11 protein-coding genes are annotated in these 22113 nt (G+C 34.1%); 7 read left to right on the top strand and 4 right to left on the bottom strand.

The genetic code is table 11. The features are described 5' to 3' along the window. Positions 1 to 53: 53 nt before the first annotated feature. The 3 genes from ccsA to nrfH form a co-directional block, all read right to left on the bottom strand. Entirely contained in the window at positions 54 to 3209 is a 3156-nt protein-coding gene (ccsA, locus tag KMW28_RS21195; protein ID WP_169662361.1) for a cytochrome c biogenesis protein, read from the bottom strand. Positions 3210 to 3364: 155 nt separating this feature from the next. Further along, the gene (gene nrfA / locus KMW28_RS21190) at positions 3365 to 4867 is read right to left on the bottom strand and encodes an ammonia-forming cytochrome c nitrite reductase (RefSeq protein WP_066216153.1); all 1503 of its coding nucleotides are present in this window, start codon (positions 4865 to 4867) and stop codon (positions 3365 to 3367) included. Between the two features lie 3 nt (positions 4868 to 4870). Beyond that, complete coding sequence (gene nrfH / locus KMW28_RS21185) at positions 4871 to 5470, bottom strand: cytochrome c nitrite reductase small subunit (RefSeq protein ID WP_066216152.1); 600 nt, start codon at positions 5468 to 5470, stop codon at positions 4871 to 4873. Between the two features lie 276 nt (positions 5471 to 5746). On the opposite strand from nrfH, the gene KMW28_RS21180 reads away from it, so the two are divergent. Beyond that, positions 5747 to 9316 (top strand): T9SS type A sorting domain-containing protein, encoded by a 3570-nt coding sequence (locus tag KMW28_RS21180; RefSeq protein ID WP_169662362.1) that lies wholly within the window; start codon positions 5747 to 5749, stop codon positions 9314 to 9316. A 250-nt stretch (positions 9317 to 9566) separates the two neighbouring features. On the opposite strand, the gene KMW28_RS21175 is transcribed toward KMW28_RS21180, so the two are convergent. After that, positions 9567 to 9890, bottom strand: a complete 324-nt coding sequence (locus KMW28_RS21175; protein WP_169662363.1) for a hypothetical protein — start codon at positions 9888 to 9890, stop codon at positions 9567 to 9569. 728 nt (positions 9891 to 10618) lie between these two features. Here KMW28_RS21175 and KMW28_RS21170 point away from each other — a divergent pair. The 6 genes from KMW28_RS21170 (at position 10619) to KMW28_RS21145 (ending at position 21984) form a co-directional block, all read left to right on the top strand. Continuing rightward, on the top strand, positions 10619 to 11632 hold the full coding sequence (locus KMW28_RS21170; protein ID WP_169662364.1) for an efflux RND transporter periplasmic adaptor subunit: 1014 nt from the start codon (positions 10619 to 10621) through the stop codon (positions 11630 to 11632). A gap of 18 nt (positions 11633 to 11650) precedes the next feature. Further along, positions 11651 to 16057: an efflux RND transporter permease subunit gene (locus KMW28_RS21165; RefSeq protein WP_169662365.1), complete on the top strand. Its 4407-nt coding sequence runs from the start codon at positions 11651 to 11653 to the stop codon at positions 16055 to 16057. 574 nt (positions 16058 to 16631) lie between these two features. Beyond that, positions 16632 to 18494: an amidohydrolase gene (locus KMW28_RS21160; protein ID WP_169662366.1), complete on the top strand. Its 1863-nt coding sequence runs from the start codon at positions 16632 to 16634 to the stop codon at positions 18492 to 18494. 290 nt (positions 18495 to 18784) lie between these two features. Continuing rightward, the gene (locus KMW28_RS21155; protein WP_169662367.1) at positions 18785 to 20083 is read left to right on the top strand and encodes a hypothetical protein; all 1299 of its coding nucleotides are present in this window, start codon (positions 18785 to 18787) and stop codon (positions 20081 to 20083) included. Between the two features lie 3 nt (positions 20084 to 20086). Then, entirely contained in the window at positions 20087 to 20851 is a 765-nt protein-coding gene (locus KMW28_RS21150; RefSeq protein ID WP_169662368.1) for a GNAT family N-acetyltransferase, read from the top strand. A 185-nt stretch (positions 20852 to 21036) separates the two neighbouring features. Beyond that, positions 21037 to 21984, top strand: a complete 948-nt coding sequence (locus KMW28_RS21145; RefSeq protein WP_169662369.1) for a DNA-processing protein DprA — start codon at positions 21037 to 21039, stop codon at positions 21982 to 21984. The last annotated feature ends 129 nt before the right edge of the window (positions 21985 to 22113 follow it).

Here is a 22113-nt window from a genome sequence, read left to right as displayed (position 1 = left end):
AAAAGCCGTTCCTTTTTTCAAGAAACGGCTTAAAAATATTTTCAAGAAGAGAATTATATCTTCTTTTGATTTCTATAATACGCTGCTACAGCAAGTGTAAATACCATAGCTACTACATAGTAAACAAAGGTAGGAACTGGTACAGGATCGCCTGTAGCGTAAGAGTGTAAACCTGTTAAGTAGTAATTTACACCAAAAGAGGTCATTACAATACTTGAGAAGGCTAATAAACTTGCCAAGTTGAATGTGTAATTCCCTTTTAAAGCAGGAACCAATCTAAGGTGAAGTACTACAGAGTACACAATCACAGAGATTAAAGCCCATGTTTCTTTAGGATCCCAACCCCAATAACGACCCCATGACTCGTTGGCCCAAACACCACCTAAGAATGTACCTACAGCTAACATGTATAAACCAATAGTCATTGATAGCTCACTTACATAAGTCAATTCCAAAATTGGCTTCTTAAACTTCTCATTTCTAATTGTAATGAAGATCAAGTTGATAAAACCAAGAAGTGCTGACAATGCTAAAGGAGCATATGAACTTACGATAATCGCTACGTGAATTTTTAACCAATACGATTTCAATACAGGTACAAGGTTAGTAATTTCTGGGTTTAACCAATCCAAGAAACTTACAAACAATAATGTACCACCAAACAGAGAAACTAATGGAAGGATAAAATCCGATTTCTTATAAAAGAAGAAACCAAATAGGAACAATGCCCAAGCTACAAGAATAAGCATTTCATAACCGTTAGTCCAAGGTGGATATTGTGCAATGTACCATCTTAATAGAAGGTTGCAAGTAAAGAAACCGAAAGCCACCATTTGAAGTATAACCCCAATTGTATACGCTCGATTACTTGCTGTATTCACTTTAAATACTTTCCATAAGGCAACACCTAAAAGGTAAATACCCAACATCCAGTAAATAGGGAAAAGGTTATTGAAAATATTCATCTTATTGTACAGCAACTCCATTTTAATGGCGTTGTCTGTAGGATAAATATCTTCACCCATTTTTTGTTGGAATAAACGAATGTATTCTAAGTTTTGATTTACTTGCGACCAATCTTTGGATTCTCTTGCTTTAAGAATCTCCATAAAATACATCTTAGTGATGTTTCTTACGAAAGTTGAATCTTCTTGTGCGAAAGGAGATCCCATAAAATTGGCGTTAAACCAGTTGTGATCTGGATCGTTAGGTACAGGGAAGATCTTTAAGTAGTTCCCCGATAAGCCTTGATATAGAATATTAAATCTTTCGTCGATTTTAATCAACTCTTTATCAAATTCTCCTCTTTCAGATGGTTTTTTCTTTTGGGCATCATCAACGGCAGCTCTTAATAAGTAATCACCTTCGTTATTGATTAAATCATTGAAAGAAACCATAGGCTTTTGTTCCATATCCAATAGATCAAAAACACCTTTACCAGCGTCTTTGTCAACTTTAATGATAGGCATACTTTGCCAGTAACCAGGATCCATTTGTAAAGCAAGGAACAATTGATCACTGTTCATCTTTTCTTCAGCACCATCTTTGTAAACCATTTTATAAGTGGTCTTACGCGTTAGTTTTCTTAAGAATTCTGATGATAAAGTATTGACAGGCTTTAAACGGCCATCCATATCCTGAACAATTAAGCTACCAAAAAGCTTAGAATGTTCTCCATCGACATGTTGAGATCGGTCGACAAATTGTGGAGTCTCTTGTACTTCTACTTTCTCCTGATTAGGATGTTCTGCTACTTCTGTTTGTGCTTTTAGTTGGTGTGAACTTAATACAGCAGCACCCATTAAAAGAAGAGTAACACTTTGTGCTTTTAATTTCGAAAGTTTACCACTTACTAATCTAAATCTTGATTTTTTCTCGAACATACTCAATACCATTGCTACAGTCATCAATAAGTATCCAATATAAGTGACAATAGTACCAGGTCTATCTTGGTTTACAGAAAGGATAGTACCCTTTTCATCTTGATCAAAAGAGGCTTGGAAGAAACGGTAACCTGAGTGGTCCAATACATTATTCATAAAAATAGTATAAGGGTAACTCACATCCCCATCTTGAACAATCACTTCTGATGAGTAAGCAGAAGGGTTGGTTGAACCTGGGTATCTTTCCATTTCAAAGTGATTCAAGAAAAGACTGAAAGGTAATTCAGTTACTTGAGGTCCAAAAGAAACATCAATTGTATATCCTCCGATAACCACTTCTTTAAATGGAGTTACTACACCACTCAAACTCGCCAAAATCACTTCTTTTGTTTCGTCGTTCACAGTAACGTCAACAAACAAAAGATCGGCAGCTTGTTCTTTCATTTTCTTTGTAGTGGCAGGAGAGTAGCCTAGTTTTAGGCCTTCATGTATATCTTTAATTACAAAACGGAAATCACCCATAGTGTATAGGGCCTCTTTTTGTAATTTGGATTCAATACCATCATCTACAGAACCTGTACTTTGGTCTGCCATGATAAAAAAGCCAATTGGCTGAGGAGTTTCAATTGTATAATCAACTCCTTTTTCTCTAATGTTTATTGCCCCTTTGTTAGGGTTGTTGAATGTAATTTCCTGACCATTCACAAACATACTTTTTCCTTTGGCAAGGAAAACCGATTTACGGCCCGACTCAGATGCAGTAACAACTTCTATAACAGCATCATCAGCACCACCTTCTATTACTGTTTGAACAGCATCAGGTACAAACATTTTAGGAGTCACTTTAATTTGATCTCCATTAATTTCTTCTTTCCACTCAAAATTAGGTTGATGTAACTGAGTGAAAGTACTTTTACGGTTAAATTCTTTATTCGCAGATGCACTGTGAATATGTGCATTGAAATAGCGGTCTAATGAGATAAGTTGATTACTGCTTTGCCCCTCACGGATATGCATATTCCCTTCGTATCCGAAGTTTCTAGTAATAAACGCACCCAATAAAATGATAATAAAAGCGATATGAAAAGTAAAAACGGCTGCTTTTTCTTTTCTGAATAACTTATATTTCTTGATATTACCTATAAAGTTAATACCTAAGATCACTTGTAAAATTTCGAACCAAAGTGCATTGTACACCATTTCTCTTGCTGCTGGTGTACCATAATCATTTTCAACGAAAGTGGCCACACCCATTGCTACCGCATAAGAAAATAAGGCAACTAATGTTAGTTCGTTTGAAAATAGAAACTTGAAGATTTTCTTCATTATTATTTATGGAATTATTTGTAAGTACATCTACTTTGTTACAAATGTAATAGCTTTTTGTCTAGTTATAAAAAAGCTGCTGTACAATCCCTCTAATTACTTGAATTTTAAGGAAATAGTACAGCAGCTTTATTAATTATTAAGATCTTTAAGTCTTATTTGCTAGAAACAGTTTGAACACCCATAGCGTCTTCACGTTTCTTAGCAGCTTCTAACCATTTTGGAATGATAGTTTCTTTGAAGTTTTCTTTTTCTTTCTCCAATTTATCCATATCTAAACCAATGTACTTTTGTGCTTTTGCTTTAGTAGAGATATCTGGGTAAGGAACTTCACCGTCGAAACCTAATTTAGGAAGAAGTTTAGCCAATTTAATTCTAGCCTCTTGCGCTTTGTCGATACCTGTAGTGATAATTCTACCAGTTTCAACAGGAGCGTGGAAAGAACCACCATGAGATGCTACAGAGTAGTCCCATCTCCATTGAGCGTGACGGATGTCCATTAAGATTGGTTGCATTTGCTTTTCAGTAGCACCTAAATCCCAAGCTTTTTTCGCTTCAACGTGCGCTCTAACTAATAATTTCTCTAAACGGTGTGCACCCTCTTTGTTCTTGTCTTGGTTTGAGTATACATTCTCCATCAATTCGTTTTGATCTTGACGGTGACATACTTGACAAGAGTTTGCAGGGTTAGCCAAAGGAGACTGGATATGGTGATCTGTGAATTTTTGACCACCTTCAGTTTTGTAAGGCATGTGACAGTCAGCACAAGAAACACCTCTCTTCGCGTGGATACCTTGTTGGTAGATCTCGTAACCTGGGTGTTGTGCTTTCAACATTGGCGTCTTAGATAAGCTGTGTGTCCAGTCCGAGAAGTTGATGTCGTCATAGTATTTCTCAGCATCCTCAACCGTTAAACCGTTTTTCCAAGGGAAAGTTAGGTAAGGAACACCTTCTACAGGCTCTTTTTTGTTGAAGTAGTACTCTACGTGACATTGTGCACATACTAATGATCTCATTTCTTGATGAGAAGCATCGTTGATATCTTTACCCATAGATTGGAAAGCCTCGATTAACGCAGGACGAGAAATTTTTAATTCCATTGTCTTGTTATCGTGACAGTCGTTACATCCAATAGGGTTGTGAATTTGCTCACCTTTGTCGAACCATTTTCCTTTATAGAATTCAGCAATACCAATTTCGTTCATTAAACGAGGTACATCTGGAGACTTACAAGTCCAACAAGTTGCAGGCATTGGGCCAGTACCTTCTTCAGTTGGTCCACCTGTTCTTAGAGTGTTATGAATGTCTTCTACTGCATAGTAGTGACCACGTGGTTGGTTGTAATCTTTAGAGAAACCGTAACCAGCCCAAAGAACTACAAGTTCAGGAGTACCAGCCAAGGCATCTTTTAATTGATTACCGTTATGCTTAGAAGAGAAGTCCATCTCTTTTGTTTCTAAGAATGATTCGTATTGACGAGGGAAGTTTTTACCCCAAACGTCGTTACGAGGATCGTTATCTGCAATTTTCACTTGTGGTTGGTAAGCGAACTGAGATTCTGATTTACGATCCGTAATATTGCTTCCTAACATTGCTAGAAGCACAACTACAGTTACTGTAGCCAAAAATAAAAGCCAATTTTTAACTTTAGAGCTCATAATTTATTTTTTCTTATTTTTCAAGGCGTCTTTTAGCCAAGTTGGTATAACATCTTTTTTCTCACCTTGTACAGGGAGGCTTTGGATTTGATATCCAACAGATGAAAGAGATTTTACTCTTCCATGAGGTACTTCTCTGTGACATTCCCAACATGCTCTGTCGGTTCTATCGTGAGAGTGGTTGGCTACCCAAGATGACATTTTTGCGTCTGTTACCTGATCATTATGACAGCGCACACAGTTTGCTTGTACAACTTCACGACCTGGTTGATGCATTTTAATCACCTGTGGCTCCATTCTTAGGGTGTACATGTATGAGTGATAAAGACCATCTTTGGCTTTAAACGCATACTTCGATACAACATTGTCATGTGGTACGTGACAATCATTACATGTAGCAACTTCTCTATGTGAACTGTGCTTCCAACTCTCAAATTGAGGAGTCATTACGTGACAGTTGACACAAGTCTCGGGGTCATCAGAAAGATAAGATGTGACCCTAGCTGTTTGTGCTATATATAATGTTAATCCCACAATCGCCCCAAGTAATGCAATAACAACAGGTTGCCACTGCTTAGGAGGAATGAGTTTTTTTAACATCATAGGCTTAATTCACTAATTCGAGTTATATTTCCAGTTTGATTCAAAATTTACCTTGTAAAGATAAAAAGGGATGACACTAAAAAATAGTGCTTTTCATCACCTTTTGTAGTTTAGATGCATTCTAAACAATGCATCAACCATGTATATAGAAGATAAATATATCTTTTAAAAATTTCATTTTCGGATGAATTAATCAAGAAATATAGGTTAAGTGATTAAATATTAGTTACTTGTGTTTAAGCAAAAACCTAATTGTACCTAATTTTACCCTCTTAAATGAAACGCTTTTCATATCATTTTGATAATGGTTTATTATCGGTTGTGTTAAGTTTTATTATTCTTTTTTTGACAGCCTTTAATGCCTTTTCTCAATCAATATCATCTTTTACCCACAACGAAAGTACCCATACAAATTCATCAAATTTGGTGTGGGATCTAACGGGTGAAAGTATCTTCCCAGTAGCTGCTAATTTTACAGTTTTAGTCAATGATATGCCCATATCTACAGTTCTCATTAACGTAGTTTCAAATACTGATGGGAGTGATTATGATATTATGACCAATATCAGTTATTCTTTTGCGGACGGTGACAATATAAATCTACAGTTTAATCAAGATGAATTGAATTATTATTCCTCACGTCAATATATATTTGATTCGTATTCTCCCAATTTCAATGTGGTTCAGATCAACACCGATAATCCCGCCGACAATACTTTAATTGATAACGGGAATACGGTATACTTAAAAGTGATTATGTCCGAACCGATTGAAACAATTTCCGCTCAACTAGAAGGTGAAGATTTAGAATTATCTGATCAGACACCTACAAATTTTACATTTATCAAAACGTTTGATGTCTTACCCACAGAAACACATTCTAACCCTTTAGCCTTCTCAATTACTGCATTGGATTCAGCAGGGAATTCAGCACTAAAGAGTACAACAACTGATGCTAGTAATGTTTATTTTTCTGTTTCAACTACTCCACAATTAGAGAATTATATTAATACCCCTTCAACAGAAGTATTTTGTAATCATGACATTAACTTAACTCTTACTGGTAATGTGGTTGATACTGCATCGATTACAAGAGACGGAGAAACGGCGGTGATACATTGGGAGCAAAGAGAAAATGAAGGGGAATGGACTATTTTACCTAACTCTAATAGTATGAATTTTACAGTGGCCTCAGTCCCTGTAGATGGTAATTATGCTTATAAAAGAGTTATTTCTAATGGTACAGATACTTTTTATTCTAATGAAATAGACATTGATGTTACCGATGTTGATGCGATCGCTGTAACGACTTTTCCAAACACGAAAAGGTTTAATGTGAACTCAAATACGGCAATTACGATGTCCACAAATATTGATAATGATGGGGTGATTTTAACTTGTAGCGGAGCAGGAGTGATGAACAATTCATTTACCCCTAATTCTGCGGGTGTTGGGTCACATCAAATAACCTATTCTTTATCAGATGGTAATTGTACAAAAACGGTACAAACGGTATTTCATGTGTTTGATCCAACTACTCTTTTAAATTTACCTTCGGTGATATGTTCAAATACACCGAATCAAAATATCACTATGAATACCTCTACCAATGGTTTCAATGATTTAACACTCGTAAAAGTCGTAGGTGACGGTATTACAGTTGCTGACCCTTTGCTTCTTCAACCCAATTTACTATTTGATGAAACTATTCCACCTGGAGGGATGAGAAATATTGTTTGGGAAGCCTTTTTTGTAGGAAATGATGGCATTTTAGAGGATTCAGTAGAAATTCCTGTTTCCGTTTATAAAAAATCCGAGTTGCAAATTACCGTCAATGGTAATGCTTTTACTGACGATTCACTGTTTATCTATAATGATGATCCAAATATTACTTTAGGAGGGAATGTAAACGGTGAAAGTTTTAGTTTGGTGTCTTTTTCTGTCAACAATGAAACACCTCAAATGGGCAACTCATTATTTTCTCCCCAGGATAGAGGAGCTGGAGTGTATTGGGTTTTTGCAAGTACATATGATCTAAATGCTTGTTCGGCAAATGATACCCTAATCATTAAAGTAAAGGAAAGACAAACTCAAGAAGAGGAAACCAATGAACAACCAATATCATCTACAGATTCTTTGATATTAAAATCAATATTTGATGAACTACAAATAAGTTATAATTCATCAGATCCTATATCAGATTGGCCAAGGTATTTATCGAATACATCAGGTAAGATTACTCAATTGGATTTATCTAATACACCTTCTTTGACACACCTACCTGAAAAAGTTAGAGATCTAAAGAAGTTACAAATTTTAAAAGTAGCCAATTGTAATTTACAATCCGTGTCTGATTCCATTTGGAGATTGAAAGAGTTGTGGTTATTGGATTTATCTTATAATCAACTAGAGGATGATGATGTAGCTTCCTTAGCAGCATTAAGGAGTTTAAGGACACTTTACATTCATCATAATAGTTTAAACCGACTACCACAACTAAGTGGATTGGATGATCTAAGACATGTATTGGCAAGTCATAACAATATACATACAGTAGATCGTAATTTACAAGGTTCAAATCAGTTGAGAATTCTCGATTTAAGTTACAATAACTTGGATACATTGGGTGATATTTTTGAGAATAAATCTTTTATGTCAGAAGTCTATGTAGACCATAATGTCTTGAAAAAATGGAGTTACAGTCTTCCTACAACAGTAATTAAGTTAGATATATCAAATAATAAGATAAACAATGTTACTGTCGCTCCTCCTTCAGAAACACAAGTAAACGTATCTTTCAATCAGCTGGATTTCTCAGGTTTATCAAATTTAAATCCTTCCAATACAGAAGCAATACCTCAATTTAATGTATTAAAAAGAGAGTATATAAGTAAGCAGTTGGGAGATAATTACAGTCATAATTATGCGGTTGTAGATGGAGAAGTTTTGGAATGGTTTAAGGATACGACATCAATTGGAGTTGAATTGAATTTATCTAATATTTCTATGAGTGATAAAGGTATGTATAGTTGTTATTCTACCCACTCAAATTGGACTGGTTTACGTTTGAAATTATTCGAAGCTCATGTAGGAGTAGATTGTGCTCAACAGGATTCTATACAGATTTTATCAGAAAGACATACTTGGTTTTGTAGTAATGAAAATATTAATATTCAATTATACGCTAATCCTATTGATACAAATTTAGCATATCAATGGTATGTTAATGATACAATTATTTCTGATGCAACAAATCCTACTTTTACTACATTCAAAGAGGGTGTCTATACTGTAAGGGCAGTGACCTCGGGTGGTTGTTTGGCTTATTCCAATTCTTTGACTGTAAATCAAAAAGCAGCTTTTACGACTCCTGATATTTTATATCAAAATCAAACATTAAGGGTAGGGAATGCAGACTCAACAAAAGTATACTCTTGGTATTTTGGAGATGAGTTCATTGCAGATCAAACATTATTTATACACCCATCAAGAGTGGGGAAATATGTAGTAAAAGCAACAGACTCATTAGGATGTTCTGTAGTTTCTGATACAATGAACATTCAAGATGAAGAGTGGGTGACATCATTAAGTGATCAACTTGATAATTTGATTAAAGTATATCCAAACCCTAGTTTCGAAGGTAAAGTAAATATCGAAGCTGGCTTTATGATATCGACAATAAAATTGTATGATTTATCGGGTAAATTAATCATTCTAGATAATAGAGTTCAATCCAATGATTACTATTTAAATTCCTTGAAAAGCGGGATTTATTTTGTCAAACTTTTTGGGACGAATAAAGAGATAGTACATCAGAAGATAATTGTGGGAGATTACAAAAGATAACGTAAATTGAGAGGCGAAATAAAGAATTTTAATTATGGAAAAACGGCCTCCTTATTTAAAGTGGATTGTTATAGGAGCTTTAATATCTCTTATTCCATTGCAAATTATAGCTTATTACACTAGTTGGAAGACCATTGTTCCTATTGGAACCTCGTTAGGCTCTATTATATTTTTGATATACAAAATAGAAAGACATAAAAAAGAGCAGTAAAGAAATTTACTGCTCTTTTGAAATATATGACTTAACTAATTAGTCAATATTTCTATTAATTAATGATACTTGACAATAATCTTTACCGTCTTCTGTAGTAATCATAATTCTTTTATATGTAATATCTTCTACAATTTGAAGTTGATATTTCTTTACACCATTTTCTTCATACTCGAAGAATTTTTGTTGTAAAATATCACCATCAACATAGTCTTTAGAAATTTTTTCTAAATTCTCTTGAACTGTTACATTATTGTCCATTTGTTCGATATATACTAAGTTTTTAATCTTATTATATGTTGATGCAAATGTTGAAACACTAAGTAATGTAAGAACCGATAATGCAAGAACTAATTTTTTCATTTTTGGTTATTGTTTTTTGGAAAATCATGAGTCTTGGTAATTCCAAGTACAGTAAATAAAACGCATTACAATTTCTTTAGTTGACTCATTATCTTTAATATATCTTAATCATAGGAATGTAATCGGTTGCAATTTTGTTTAACTCTAAAATCTTTAAACTTATTTAGATATAACGAAGAAAATCCCCCATTTGAGGGATTGACGATTAGGGTGTTTTCTACCTAAATTTGATTATCAAAAAAGAATATACCCTTATTTGTTTACATTAAAGTTTAACAACAAGACTAACGAACTTACTGCTCAATAAAATAAAGAATAAAGTAGATGAAAGTAGAGCCAAAGTTATATTTTGGCTCTACTGTTTTTATAAGTGTTTTATTTTATTTTAAACACAATCAATAAGTTGTGTTTTTATCATTGTTAATAAGTGAATAATTATTCATTTATCATTTTTTTATTTCCATATTTGTATTTGAAAAAAAGACAGTTTTAAAATATTAAGTTGTTTCATACTCAAGAATTAACAAACTAGTTGTAATAGTTTTAGTTTTAAATAGTATTTAAGATGATTAAAGTAACCTCGCACATTATGTGGGGTTATTTTTTTGTATCATACATTTAGCATTTATTAGCATCAATCCTGATATTCTCTTAAAAAAAGTTATGTAATGCTTTTTTAAAATAACTAATAACTGTAACTTATATCAATCAAAAATTATCTGATTTTTATGAAAAGTAAATTACTATTTTCTCCCATTATCTTATTAAGCATCCTATTTTCTTGCACTCAGGAAGTCACACAAAAGAAAGCCCCTAAAGAGTATGCTGTTAAAGTTGAAAAAGTAGCCTCCAAAACTAAACCCATTGTTCTTGAATTGTTGGGAGAGTTAAAAGCAGAGGGAAATCATCAATTATCTTTTTTAGTCGATGGTAAATTGACCCGATTGTATGTTAAAGAAGGACAGAATATCAAAAAAGGTCAGAAAATCGCTCAATTAGACACAGAAGATTATCAACAAGCTTTAAAAGTGTCGAAAGCAAAATTAGATGAGGCCAACGATCAGTTATCACGTTTAACTAAAATGTATAAGGCAGGAAGTTTAGCTGAGGCCGATTATCAGAAAATAGTTTCTTTACAGCAACAAGCCGAGGCAGGGTATAATATCTATAAGAATAAACTGAAATACACTACCTTATATTCATCCATTTCTGGAAAAGTAGGAAAAATTTGGGCACGTCCAGGTGGAGGAATTTCCAAGGGAGAACCAATAGTAAGTTTGTTGGATAACACATCGCTTTATGCATCGGTAGGTGTTCCAGAAAACAAAATTAATTTGATAGAACTTTCTGGAAAAGTAGAGGTAAAAATAGCAGATAAGGAATATACTGGTGAGATTAACAAAGTGTACCCGTCGGCATCTAAGCTGACAAGGTCCTTTACGGTTGATATTCTTTTACCAGAAGTAAATGAACAGTTACGAGAAGGAATGATGTGTACAGCGGAATTGACTGAAACGGTACAAAGGGATCAAATTGAAATTCCAATGTCTTTAGTAGTGAGAGACATCGATGGATTAGATTATGTGTTTTTAGCTAGAAACAAAACGGCCTTCAAGAAAAGAATTATTACAGGCAAGATCTCTGGAAACCATGTTGAAATAACCAAGGGACTATTCGAAGGCGATCTATTAGTCACGAATCCTCCATTAAAATTGATGGATGGAGATGCTTTAAACTATTAATTACACCAACAGAAAGATATGTCGATTGTAAAAAGTGCATTAGATAATAAACAGATTATCCTTACCATCACATTTCTAATTGTGATGTATGGGGTCTTTTCATTACAAACAATGCCCAGAAGAGAAGATCCAAAGTTTAATATCAGAGAAGGTTTAGTGGTAGCTGCATTTCCTGGGGCAAGTAGCACCGACGTAGAACAACAAGTCACGGATAAAATTGAGGACCTGTTATTTAGTTTTGAAGAAGTAAACAAAGAAAAGACACACAGTAATTCTAGAGAAGGGGTACTTTATATTGTCGTAGAGCTTCAGGATTATGTTACCAATGCAGATATCTTTTGGTCTAAACTACAACACTCTTTGACTCAACTTCGATTAGCTGAACTTCCTGCAGGAGTAATTGGACCTTTTGTACAATCTGATTTTGGGGATACAGTCGCCTTATTAATGTCTTTCCAATCGGACAAAAGGGATGCTAGAGAAATACAGAATTATGTTGATCAATTAGGTGATCGATTAAGAGAGATTCCATCCCTTTCTAAGTTGAAGAAGCTGGGAGGAAAAGAAGAGTGTTACTATATCAATGTTGATTTTAGAAAACTAAGTCAATATAAAATATATACCCCTCAAATATTTGCAGCACTAAGGGCTGAAAATGCCGTGGTTCCTGGTGGACAAGTAAAAGCTGATGGTCAGAATATAGGTATTGTACATGGAAGTTTATTTTCGACTCAAGCCGATATAGAGAACCAAGTGATAGCTAAAGACCCAAATGGTGGAGTGATTCGTGTAAAGGATATTGCAACAGTAGAAAGAGGGATAAAGGAAGAGAAGCAAAAAATTCGTGTCAACGGCACTGAATCTATTCTGATTTCGTTAGAAATGCAAAACGGTTATAACATTGTAGATTTTGGAGAGGAAGTAGAAACCATGGTTTCTGATTTTGAAACGGGTCTACCAAGTGATGTGAAAATTGATTTTGTCGTCAATCAGCCAGAGAACGTTAAAGACAGTATCAACGACTTTATCAGAGAGTTTTTTATAGCCATTGTCTCTGTAATTATAGTCATACTATTATTGCTTCCATTTAGAGTTGCATTAATCGCCACTTTAGCCATTCCTGTAACGGTGGCATTTACTTTCGGTATTTTAGATGGTATAGGCATACAGCTTCAACAAGTATCATTGGCCTCATTGATCGTGGTTCTTGGTATGTTAGTAGACGATGCCATTGTGATTGCAGATAATTACGTAGAGAAACTAGAAGAAGGTTTGCCTGCATATGATGCGGCATGGAAGTCAGCGGACGAACTAAAAATTCCGGTATTTACAGCAGGTCTAACTATCGCAGGTTCGTTTTTTCCATTAATCACATTATCAGGTGCCGTGGGCGAATTTATTCAATCTTTGCCTATCACTGTGGCAATTGCCATTAATGCCAGTTATTTAGTGGCAATGATGTTGACGCCTTACCTCTGCTATACATTCATCAAAAAGAAATTTGAAAAGAAAGCCGACGATAAAAAATCCATGTTGGATTACCTTCAAGCATTCTTTGATAAGAGCATCGATTTATCGTTTAAATACCCAAGATTGTTGATGGTGTTTTCTGTAGTTTCCGTAATTATTGGTGGATCACTTTATCTATTATTAAAGCAGAAACAGTTCCCTTATGCAGAAAGAAATCAGTTTGTCATTGAAATTAGAGCAAAAGAAGGAACCGCTTTAGCAGTAACCGATAGTATCACTAAAGAGATTGAAAAGGAGATTCAAGGAAATGATAAATTGAATAGTTATGCGGCGTTCGTGGGGACCTCTTCGCCTAGATTCTATTACAATTACGCTCCTAAGTTCCCTCAAAGTAATTTATCGCAGATACTTATCAATACGGTCTCTATTGAAGCTACAGAGGAGTGGGTTTCTGAATTAGAAAACTCACTACCTGATAAATTCCCAGAGGTATTGGTTCAGGTGAAGAAGATGCAACAAGGATCTCCATATGAGGCACCTATAGAAATCAGAATCAAAGGGAGAGATTATGCTACATTATTGGCCATTGCTACTGATATGGACAGCATCATGAGAGATTCAGAGTTGTCGTATAATGTAACAACCGATGTTTATGAAAATCAACTGAGTTTAAAAGTAAATACAAATAAGAATGTGGCCAATCAGTTAGGTATTTCTGAATCGACAATCCTTAGAGAACTGGCTTTGGCTTATAATGGATTAACGGTAGGAAGTATTTGGGAAGGGAACACTCCATTGCCAATTATATTACAAGACGAAGGGATTAAAAATCAAGATATAGAAGCCATAAAGAACTATTATATCAGTAGTCCATTATCGGGTGCTAGCGTACCATTAATGCAGATAGCAGAGATAGAACCAACTTGGTTGCCTTCAAATATCAAACATAGAAATGGCGTAAAAACTATTACAGTAGAATCACAAACAAAAAGTGATGTGTTACCTTCTGAAATGTTGAAAACCATACAAACGCACATTGATGAATATCCATTACCAAAAGGTTATAAAGTTGAAGTAGGTGGTGAGGATGAATCCCAAAGAGAGACCTTCGCAGAAATGAACCAAGTGATGGTGTATTGTTTATTGATCATTTTTATAGTGATTCTTTTCCAATTTAAAACACTAAATCAGGTAGGTATTGTGCTTGCTGCCATTCCATTGTCAGTCTTTGGAGCGTTCTTCGGTTTATTGGTTTCAGGATATCCTTTTGGGTTTACAGCCTTTGTTGGTTTGGCCAGTTTAATTGGTGTATCCGTGAGGAACTCCATTATTCTAGTGGACTTTGCCAATGAATTGGTGGTGAAAGAAGGGATGGGAATTAAAGAAGCCGCAAGAAGTGCCGGTAAACGTAGAATTAGACCTATTTTCTTAACTACAATGGCGGCGGCAATTGGGGTGACTCCAATGATAATTTCAGGATCACCTATGTGGGCTCCTTTGGCAACGGTACTTGCAGTAGGATTAATATTTTCGATGTTTATGACTTTACTAACCATTCCTGTTCTGTATTGGAAATACGGTGAAACTGAGTTTCTAAAAAATCACATCAATAAAGGTGGGGCATTATTGATTTTATTGTGCTGTCTGCCTATGATTGATGTAAATGCACAATCCACGATATCTTTGGATGAATGTGTGAATATCGCAAAAGAAAATAATCAACAATTGCAGTTGATTACGATTGAGGCACAGAAGAAGAAATTAGAAGTAGATCAGGTTACTTCCAATTATTTGCCAAAAGTGATGTTGGATGGTGGGGTGTTTTGGTACTATCATACCGAAAGAACCACTGATGTAAATATTAGTATCAATGATTTGCCATTAATTGGAGGTATTCCACCAATTGATTTGGGAACGCAATTCACCCTTCCGGAAAGTAACCGTTTTATCGGTGTAGCCAATTTGGGTATTTATCAGCCCATCACTCAATTATTTAAGATTAAATCGGGTAGCGATGTAAAGCAAGTCGATTATAATATTGTTATGAATAAGTACGGTGAGGTAGAAAGTAAAATTAGGGAAGGAGTATCTAAATTATATGTAGGAATTGCTATAGAAGATGCCAAGGTGGACGCTTACAACGATCAGGTTGAACTGATTCGTAAAAAACTAAAACAGGTAAACGATGGTGTAGAAGCAGGAGAAGTTTTAGATGTATATGTTTTAGGGCTGAATGCTGACCTGCTGGATCATGAGTCAAAACAGCAACAAGCAAAAATTGATGGGGATAAATATAGAATGCAACTCAATACGGTGCTTAATTTCCCTCAAGATTCTGTTTGGAGTGTGATGGATGTAAAATATGACTCCACTGAGGTGGCAGATCTCATTGCGAGAGTCACTTTTGATAGTACTCTAATCGCCGACAACTACAAAGTGAAAGAATCATCTTTGATGATGGACAAAGCACAAGCCGGGTTAAATTACAATAAGAAATCACATATTCCAGATATTACGCTAACCGCGCAAGGGTTCCATTTTGCCAACGTACCTTTAGTACCTCAGTCCAATGTGTTTGTTGGGGCTACTTTGACTTGGCCATTGGTGATGTGGGGATATAAACAAAGAAATGTAGAAATCTCTAAACTTCAAGTGCAACAAGCAAAAGTGAAGATGGATGAAACCAAACGTGAGGCAAATCAAGAGATTACCACAAAACTTCAGGAATTAAAGAATGCTTTAACGGTACTTCAAACTGCTCAAAAGGCCATGGAGTTCCGTCAAAGAGAAATTAAAATTAAAGGAGATGCTTTCGAAAATGGTTTAATCAGCTTTAAAGATTATGCCGATACCCAAGAGAAAGTGCTAGAAACAACAACACTCATTTTAAAGGCAAAATCGAATGTGATTGTCAAAGAAAATGAACTAAAGAATTTGATGGGAGTGTATGAATAAAAAAAGAGGCTTTTAACGGCCTCTTTTCTTTTAATAAATAATGAAATTGCTTGATTAGAAACATCAAGCACGACTTTGAATTTCCAGACTTTGGATACTTCCAACTTCATGTCCAGATCGTCTTAAAAAGGCACGGGCTTTACGTAATATAGTTTGTTTAGTGTCGGTCACTTTACAAACAATTGATATAATGCCGCGATAATCCTTGAGATGATATTTGACTTTAGCAATCATTGTTTTTATTGGTTATGTTTTGTAAATAATAAAAAATAAAGCATTGTGAGTACAATGTCTTATTTGGATAATCTGACAAACAACATAGTTTACCCACACACTGGTAACTATTTATAATCGACTTTTTCTATCTATACCACAAATGTAGCACACCATGTCCGGATTTGAAATGAGAACAATTAATTGATAATCAGTAAAATGTTATTGTTTTTTTATAAAATATTTATATTTTAACTGACTGACAAACAAGTTTATACGAGAAATTTATTTTTTTGATGTAGAGATAGGGTTTCCATTTCTTCTTTGCCCTTTATAGAGTGAACACAAAAAACTCTTGAAAATGAAAAAAACATCTATCTTAAAAAGTATCAGTATTCTCTCTTTGATATCGGGAGTCATATTTCTTTTCTCATTTATTCATCAGCAAAAAGAAATAGCTGATAAAGTATTTTTAAATGGAAAAATCTATACAGTAAACGATGATCAGCCATGGGCTGAAGCAGTAGCTATTAAAGAAAATAAGATTTTATTTGTTGGGACTTCAGCGTCAGTTAAGGACTATATTGATAATGAAACTGAAGTGATTGATCTAAAAGGTAAAATGATGTTGCCAGGTTTTGTAAGTGGCCACGATCATTTAATCTCTTCGAATTGGATGAAGGCAGGGGTGTCTTTATTCGAAGCCAAAAACAAAGAGGATTATCTTAGAATGATCAAAGAATATGCAGAGCAAAATCCAGACGAACCAATTGTGTTTGGTTACGGGTGGAACAAAGATGCCTATGGTGGATGGCCAACAGCGAAGGAATTAGATTCAGTTGTGTCAGACCGTCCTGCAATGATCTTCGACTTTACTATTCACGATATGTGGTTTAATACCAAAGGCCTGGAAGCAGGTGGTGTTACGAAAGATTCAGAAGACACTGTTCCTGGCATGTCTTATTGGAGAAGAAATCCTGACGGTTCTCCAGAAGGTGTTGGAGTGGAAATTATTTGGTTAGACGCTTTTATTAAAGCGGGTGCTTGGAACCCTGAAAAAATGATGAAAGAAAGCCAAGAAATTCTATACAATAAAGCAGCTTCTTGTGGTTTAACTTCGGTAATCAATCAAGGTTTAATTACACCAAACTTAATGAACTTTCCATTATTTAAAGAAGACATGAGATATTCTTTCGAATTGTTGGATTCATTAGATAAGAAGGGAGAATTAAAGTTAAGAACGTTTCAAAATTACGTTTATAAGAATGCGAATATTGATGTAGATGATTTTGTTGCTGATGCAGTAGCGTTAAAAAATAAATATGATTCAGATAAACTTCGTTTACATGGTATTAAAATACATCCTGAAGGAAACTGGAATTCTAATACTTCATTAATGCTTGAAAAATTTAATAATGTAGATTCAAGAGGTGTTTCTGGAGTTGGAAAAGATAAATTGATGGAAATCCATTTAAAATCGAATAGAAAAGGTTTAGATGTTCATGTTCACGTAGATGGTACTGCAACTACACGTTATACTATAGATGCAATCGAAGCTTCTAGGGCTGAGGGAAATGAGAATAGAAATGTCTTACAACATTATTTCTGGACACACCCAGATGATCATCAAAGAGTATTGGATATGAAGATCCCTGTGAATACTACTCCTTTATTTGGATCGGATTGGGGTGGTCAAGCCAAAGATGCCTATAAATTTATGGGAGAGTATAGAGTAAATAACTACTATATGAAGTACACAGAGTTACCTGTTCACGAAGGACATAATTTAAGTGTTAGTGCAGACGTTCCATCATCACCGGTAAATCTTTTAGATCCATTATTTAGTGTAGAGGGAGCAGTGACTTTACAAGATCCTCAAAACGAGGAATCGGTAGCTTTTCCTCCTTCACAAGTACCAATGCAAGTGGTAGAAGCGATAAAAGCCATTACAATTTACCCAGCATGGCAAGCAAGAATGGAAGATAAAATTGGATCGATTGAAGTAGGCAAATATGCTGACCTAGTAATCTTAGAAGATAATGTTTTTGAGGTAGGGTTAAGAGATATCGCTGATATTAAAGTAGAAGCTACTTTGATGGATGGTCAATTCACTTATAAAAAATCTGAAACACCAGATATGTCTCATAACACTAAACCCAACGTCTCCTTGCCTAAGGAGTTAGGATGTTGTGAACATGGTCAACATCATCATCATTCAAAATAAAAAAGAAACCCTACCGATATCGGTAGGGTTATTTTTTTGCCTATCAGGCTTAAAAACAATAATAGTTGGGTAAAGAAAAATAGTCACAAAATCTTTTTTGGTTTTGTTCCTTAAATACAAATTTATGGAATGATTAGAAGACAAATTCAGGATTTCATTTATTATTAAAAATTATTTACAAAACATTGTAATGCAGCTATTTAATATAACTTTTGTTATCGTTTTTTATTTTGGTATACCAATATTGAAATATTACTTTTGTCGTATAAATATATTATTGCTAGTTTATTATGAACTTTATCCAGTTTCTACAAAAGTTAATACACGATTCACATTATCAAGTTCTGTATGTTGATTTAAAGTATTTAGTAAAAGGGTATCAAGAAAATTCTGATTACGTTTATTCTTCTAAAGAAGCATTGTATAAGATGTTTTCAAGATATGTTGAGAAGTTAGAAAAAGAGTATGGCCTAACTTCAAAAAAAATTTTTCTAAACAACGAAGAGTATGCCCAACAATCTGAAAAGTTTGATGGTTTTGTGCAGAGAAGAAAAAAAGATATTCTTATTGAGGCAGACAAAGGAGTATATATTGGTTACCAATTAGAGGTGGAACAAGAGAAAATCAATACTATTATCGAAGTTTTTAGATTGAAAAATCTAAAGATGAATCTAGAAAAAAAGACCCGTTTAACGGAGAATCCAGATTTATATTTAAAGAATATTGATTTCGAATTAACCCATTCTAAGAATTCTATTCAAAATTGGCTGGATTGGTTTGATGATATTCTTATTAGTATAGATGATAAGAAGATTATCGAAATTGAACATCAATCTGATTTTGGCGAAATAAAACACGAAAAAATTATTCCCATAAGGTTGAGGGAGAATTTATACAGCTATATGTATCTGATAGGTATTCGAGTTGACGATTCAAATCGAGTTACTGAACAAATAAGGTATAACGATTTAGCAGTAGTTAATCTAAACAATATTAAAACTATTATAAAATCGAATCAATTTGTGGCCAATGTTTCGGTATTTAAAGATAAAGCGAAGTATCTTCGGGCCTATGAATATTTTATTGAGAAGATGAATCATCAGATGGATATTATATTAAAAAGTTTTGTGGGTGTTATACCTCCAGAACCGGTACATCACCACTATGAGAAACCATTTTCTTTAGAAATAGATATAAATACATTTCAGGTGCCTTTTATAAGAAGATATAAAGTAGATTTTGAAGAGTTGAACTCTCCTAAAGGGGAAGGTTATCGTAGGTTGAGATTCAAAACAAATCCATCGTTTGAGTTTATCAAACAAGTACTGATGTTGAATGACAATTGGAATTACGACATTAGTATAAATGATAAAAGAATTAGTAATGAAACATCCTTGGAGGTAGTAAATAATGATTCTTCTGTAAATGCTTGGATACGTGATTATTTAAAGCAGAGTCATAGACGTTCATTGATAAATTACGAGGATAATCCGATTATAAAAAGAGAACTTGAAAAAGAAATTAAAGATTGGGAGAGGAATCAAGATAATCCTCAAACCAGTGTGACTTACCCTTTTACCTGCGATTAAGATATGAATAAAGTAAACTTAAATTTCAAAAAACATGCAAACTTCATCCCTCAACATCATTCTTTAATGAGGGTTTTAGAAGGTGATTCTTTGACTTATATTGATAGTGGCTTCAAAAGTGATACATTCAATATAATACATATTGAAGATCAGAATTTTACGGCAGAATCTTTAAAAGAAGGATTGTCATTTATTGATAATCGATTAAGAGTTCCTTGTGTTTGGATAGACGGTGCTGATATTACAGATAAAGGCTTAGAGGTTTTTGATACACTAGATATGATAAGAAATGACAGCAGTGTAATGCTTTCATTAGATATTAAGGAGACTACTGAATATAAGCCATCGTCAAAGATTAGTAGAACAAAACAGAAGCAAGATATTATCGATCATGCTTTCGTAATTGCCAATAATTGGGATCCTTTTGATGTAGAAGTCCTACACTACTATAACAGAGCCTCAGAGTTTCTTTTAGATCAGAATAATAGTCTAATGTTTAATTATTTTGATGGTGAAGCGACTGTTGGTGTAATTGAGTTATTCATAGAACCGGATCAACCAACAACTGCAGGAATCTACAATCTATCTGTTTTAAAGGAAAATAGAAAACAAGGTATAGGTTTTCAACTAATTCAGCATGCCCTTTATACTGCTCAAGCTTTGGGAGTGAACAATGTTGTAGCACATGCTTCAGATGATTCTGTAAGACTTTTTGAAAAATTGGAATTTGTAAAAGAAGGCGAAATTGTAGAGTTTGGAAAAAAATAAAAGCATCCTGAAAATCAAGATGCTTTTAGCTGAATCATATGGATTCAACTAGTTAATTTTTTGATAGGTGACTAACCTATGATTCTTTACCCACTGCAATATAATATGAAAAGCTTTTAAAAAACAAATATTTATATGTATTTGTGAACAAATTGTTAAATATTGATTTACAATAATCCAATTTTATGAATCATTTAAATAGTATTATTCTGTCTTTTTTGAACATCAAAGGGTATAGCCATAAATTTTTATTTCGATATGAAAAGGAATTATTGGAGGCTGTAAACGAAACAACTTCAGTCTTTGAGGGCATCACCTATGTATTAGAAAAAACAAATAGAATACTAAAAGTGACCTCTGATGAAATAAACTCAGCAATTGAAAAGGCAAAAGCTATCGAAAAAAAGTGTACTGATTATAATATTCATATCCTTAATTTTTTAGATGAAGATTTTCCAGCATCGGTAAAGAATAATCATAATTTATGGTCGGTGCTCTTTACAGTAGGAAACTACAAATTATTGAATGAGTATACAGTTGGTATTATCGGTACAACAAAGCCTGATGCTCACGGACAAATTGTAAGTCAAAGGATTGGAACATACTGTACCGAAGAAGAAATTACCCTTGTTTTGAATCAACAAAGGGGGGTGACTGTAGAAGTATTAAAAGAATTTGATGGGACTTTTATTGGTGTGGCTTCAGCAGGTCTAGACACCAAATACGAACCATTAGACGATATACATCATCAACAAAATAGATGTGTGATCTCTCCTTTTGTTCCTGGAATTACCTATGACGAATACCGTTATATAGAAGGTTCTAAATTAGTTGGCTGTTTATCAAATAGAGTCATCTTAGTACAAGATGCACCATCTGATGATACCCGATTTGTACTTTCTTACTTTTGTAGATTAAACCGAACTTTGGGTGTGATTTTACCTGTACAAAGTGCTCAGAAGTCGCCTATCAATCAAGGAAACATGTTGGTGATAGATAAAGGTGAGGAGGGTTTAATTACCTATTGTAAGGCGAAAGATTTGAATTCTAAAACGTTGGAATGCGAAATCAAATTATTGAAGACAAAGAACGACTTCCCTCAATTTTTTAAAGAAGAAGACATACCTTTTTAATACATATTTAATTCAGATATTTATTTGATAGGAATTACGAAAGATCTCAAAACATTAATTATTTTCACATTATCATATATTTTGAGGAGTAGTTTACTTCTATTTGTAGGAAGGAAAAACTCATCATAC

The organism is Flammeovirga yaeyamensis (genome assembly GCF_018736045.1).
GTDB classification, from domain to species: domain Bacteria; phylum Bacteroidota; class Bacteroidia; order Cytophagales; family Flammeovirgaceae; genus Flammeovirga; species Flammeovirga yaeyamensis.
The sequence above is the reverse complement of the archived record's forward strand: the minus strand, read 5'-3'. Positions and strand labels throughout refer to the sequence as shown.

Excerpts from the sequence above, each read along its gene's own strand:
- KMW28_RS21165 (WP_169662365.1), top strand. The coding sequence starts at position 11,651 with ATGTCGATTGTAAAAAGTGCATTAGATAATAAACAGATTATCCTTACC.
- KMW28_RS21155 (WP_169662367.1), top strand. The coding sequence starts at position 18,785 with ATGAACTTTATCCAGTTTCTACAAAAGTTAATACACGATTCACATTAT.
- nrfA (WP_066216153.1), bottom strand. The coding sequence starts at position 4,867 with ATGAGCTCTAAAGTTAAAAATTGGCTTTTATTTTTGGCTACAGTAACT.
- KMW28_RS21160 (WP_169662366.1), top strand. The coding sequence starts at position 16,632 with ATGAAAAAAACATCTATCTTAAAAAGTATCAGTATTCTCTCTTTGATA.
- KMW28_RS21180 (WP_169662362.1), top strand. The coding sequence starts at position 5,747 with ATGAAACGCTTTTCATATCATTTTGATAATGGTTTATTATCGGTTGTG.
- KMW28_RS21170 (WP_169662364.1), top strand. The coding sequence starts at position 10,619 with ATGAAAAGTAAATTACTATTTTCTCCCATTATCTTATTAAGCATCCTA.
- nrfH (WP_066216152.1), bottom strand. The coding sequence starts at position 5,470 with ATGATGTTAAAAAAACTCATTCCTCCTAAGCAGTGGCAACCTGTTGTT.
- KMW28_RS21145 (WP_169662369.1), top strand. The coding sequence starts at position 21,037 with ATGAATCATTTAAATAGTATTATTCTGTCTTTTTTGAACATCAAAGGG.
- ccsA (WP_169662361.1), bottom strand. The coding sequence starts at position 3,209 with ATGAAGAAAATCTTCAAGTTTCTATTTTCAAACGAACTAACATTAGTT.
- KMW28_RS21150 (WP_169662368.1), top strand. The coding sequence starts at position 20,087 with ATGAATAAAGTAAACTTAAATTTCAAAAAACATGCAAACTTCATCCCT.
- KMW28_RS21175 (WP_169662363.1), bottom strand. The coding sequence starts at position 9,890 with ATGAAAAAATTAGTTCTTGCATTATCGGTTCTTACATTACTTAGTGTT.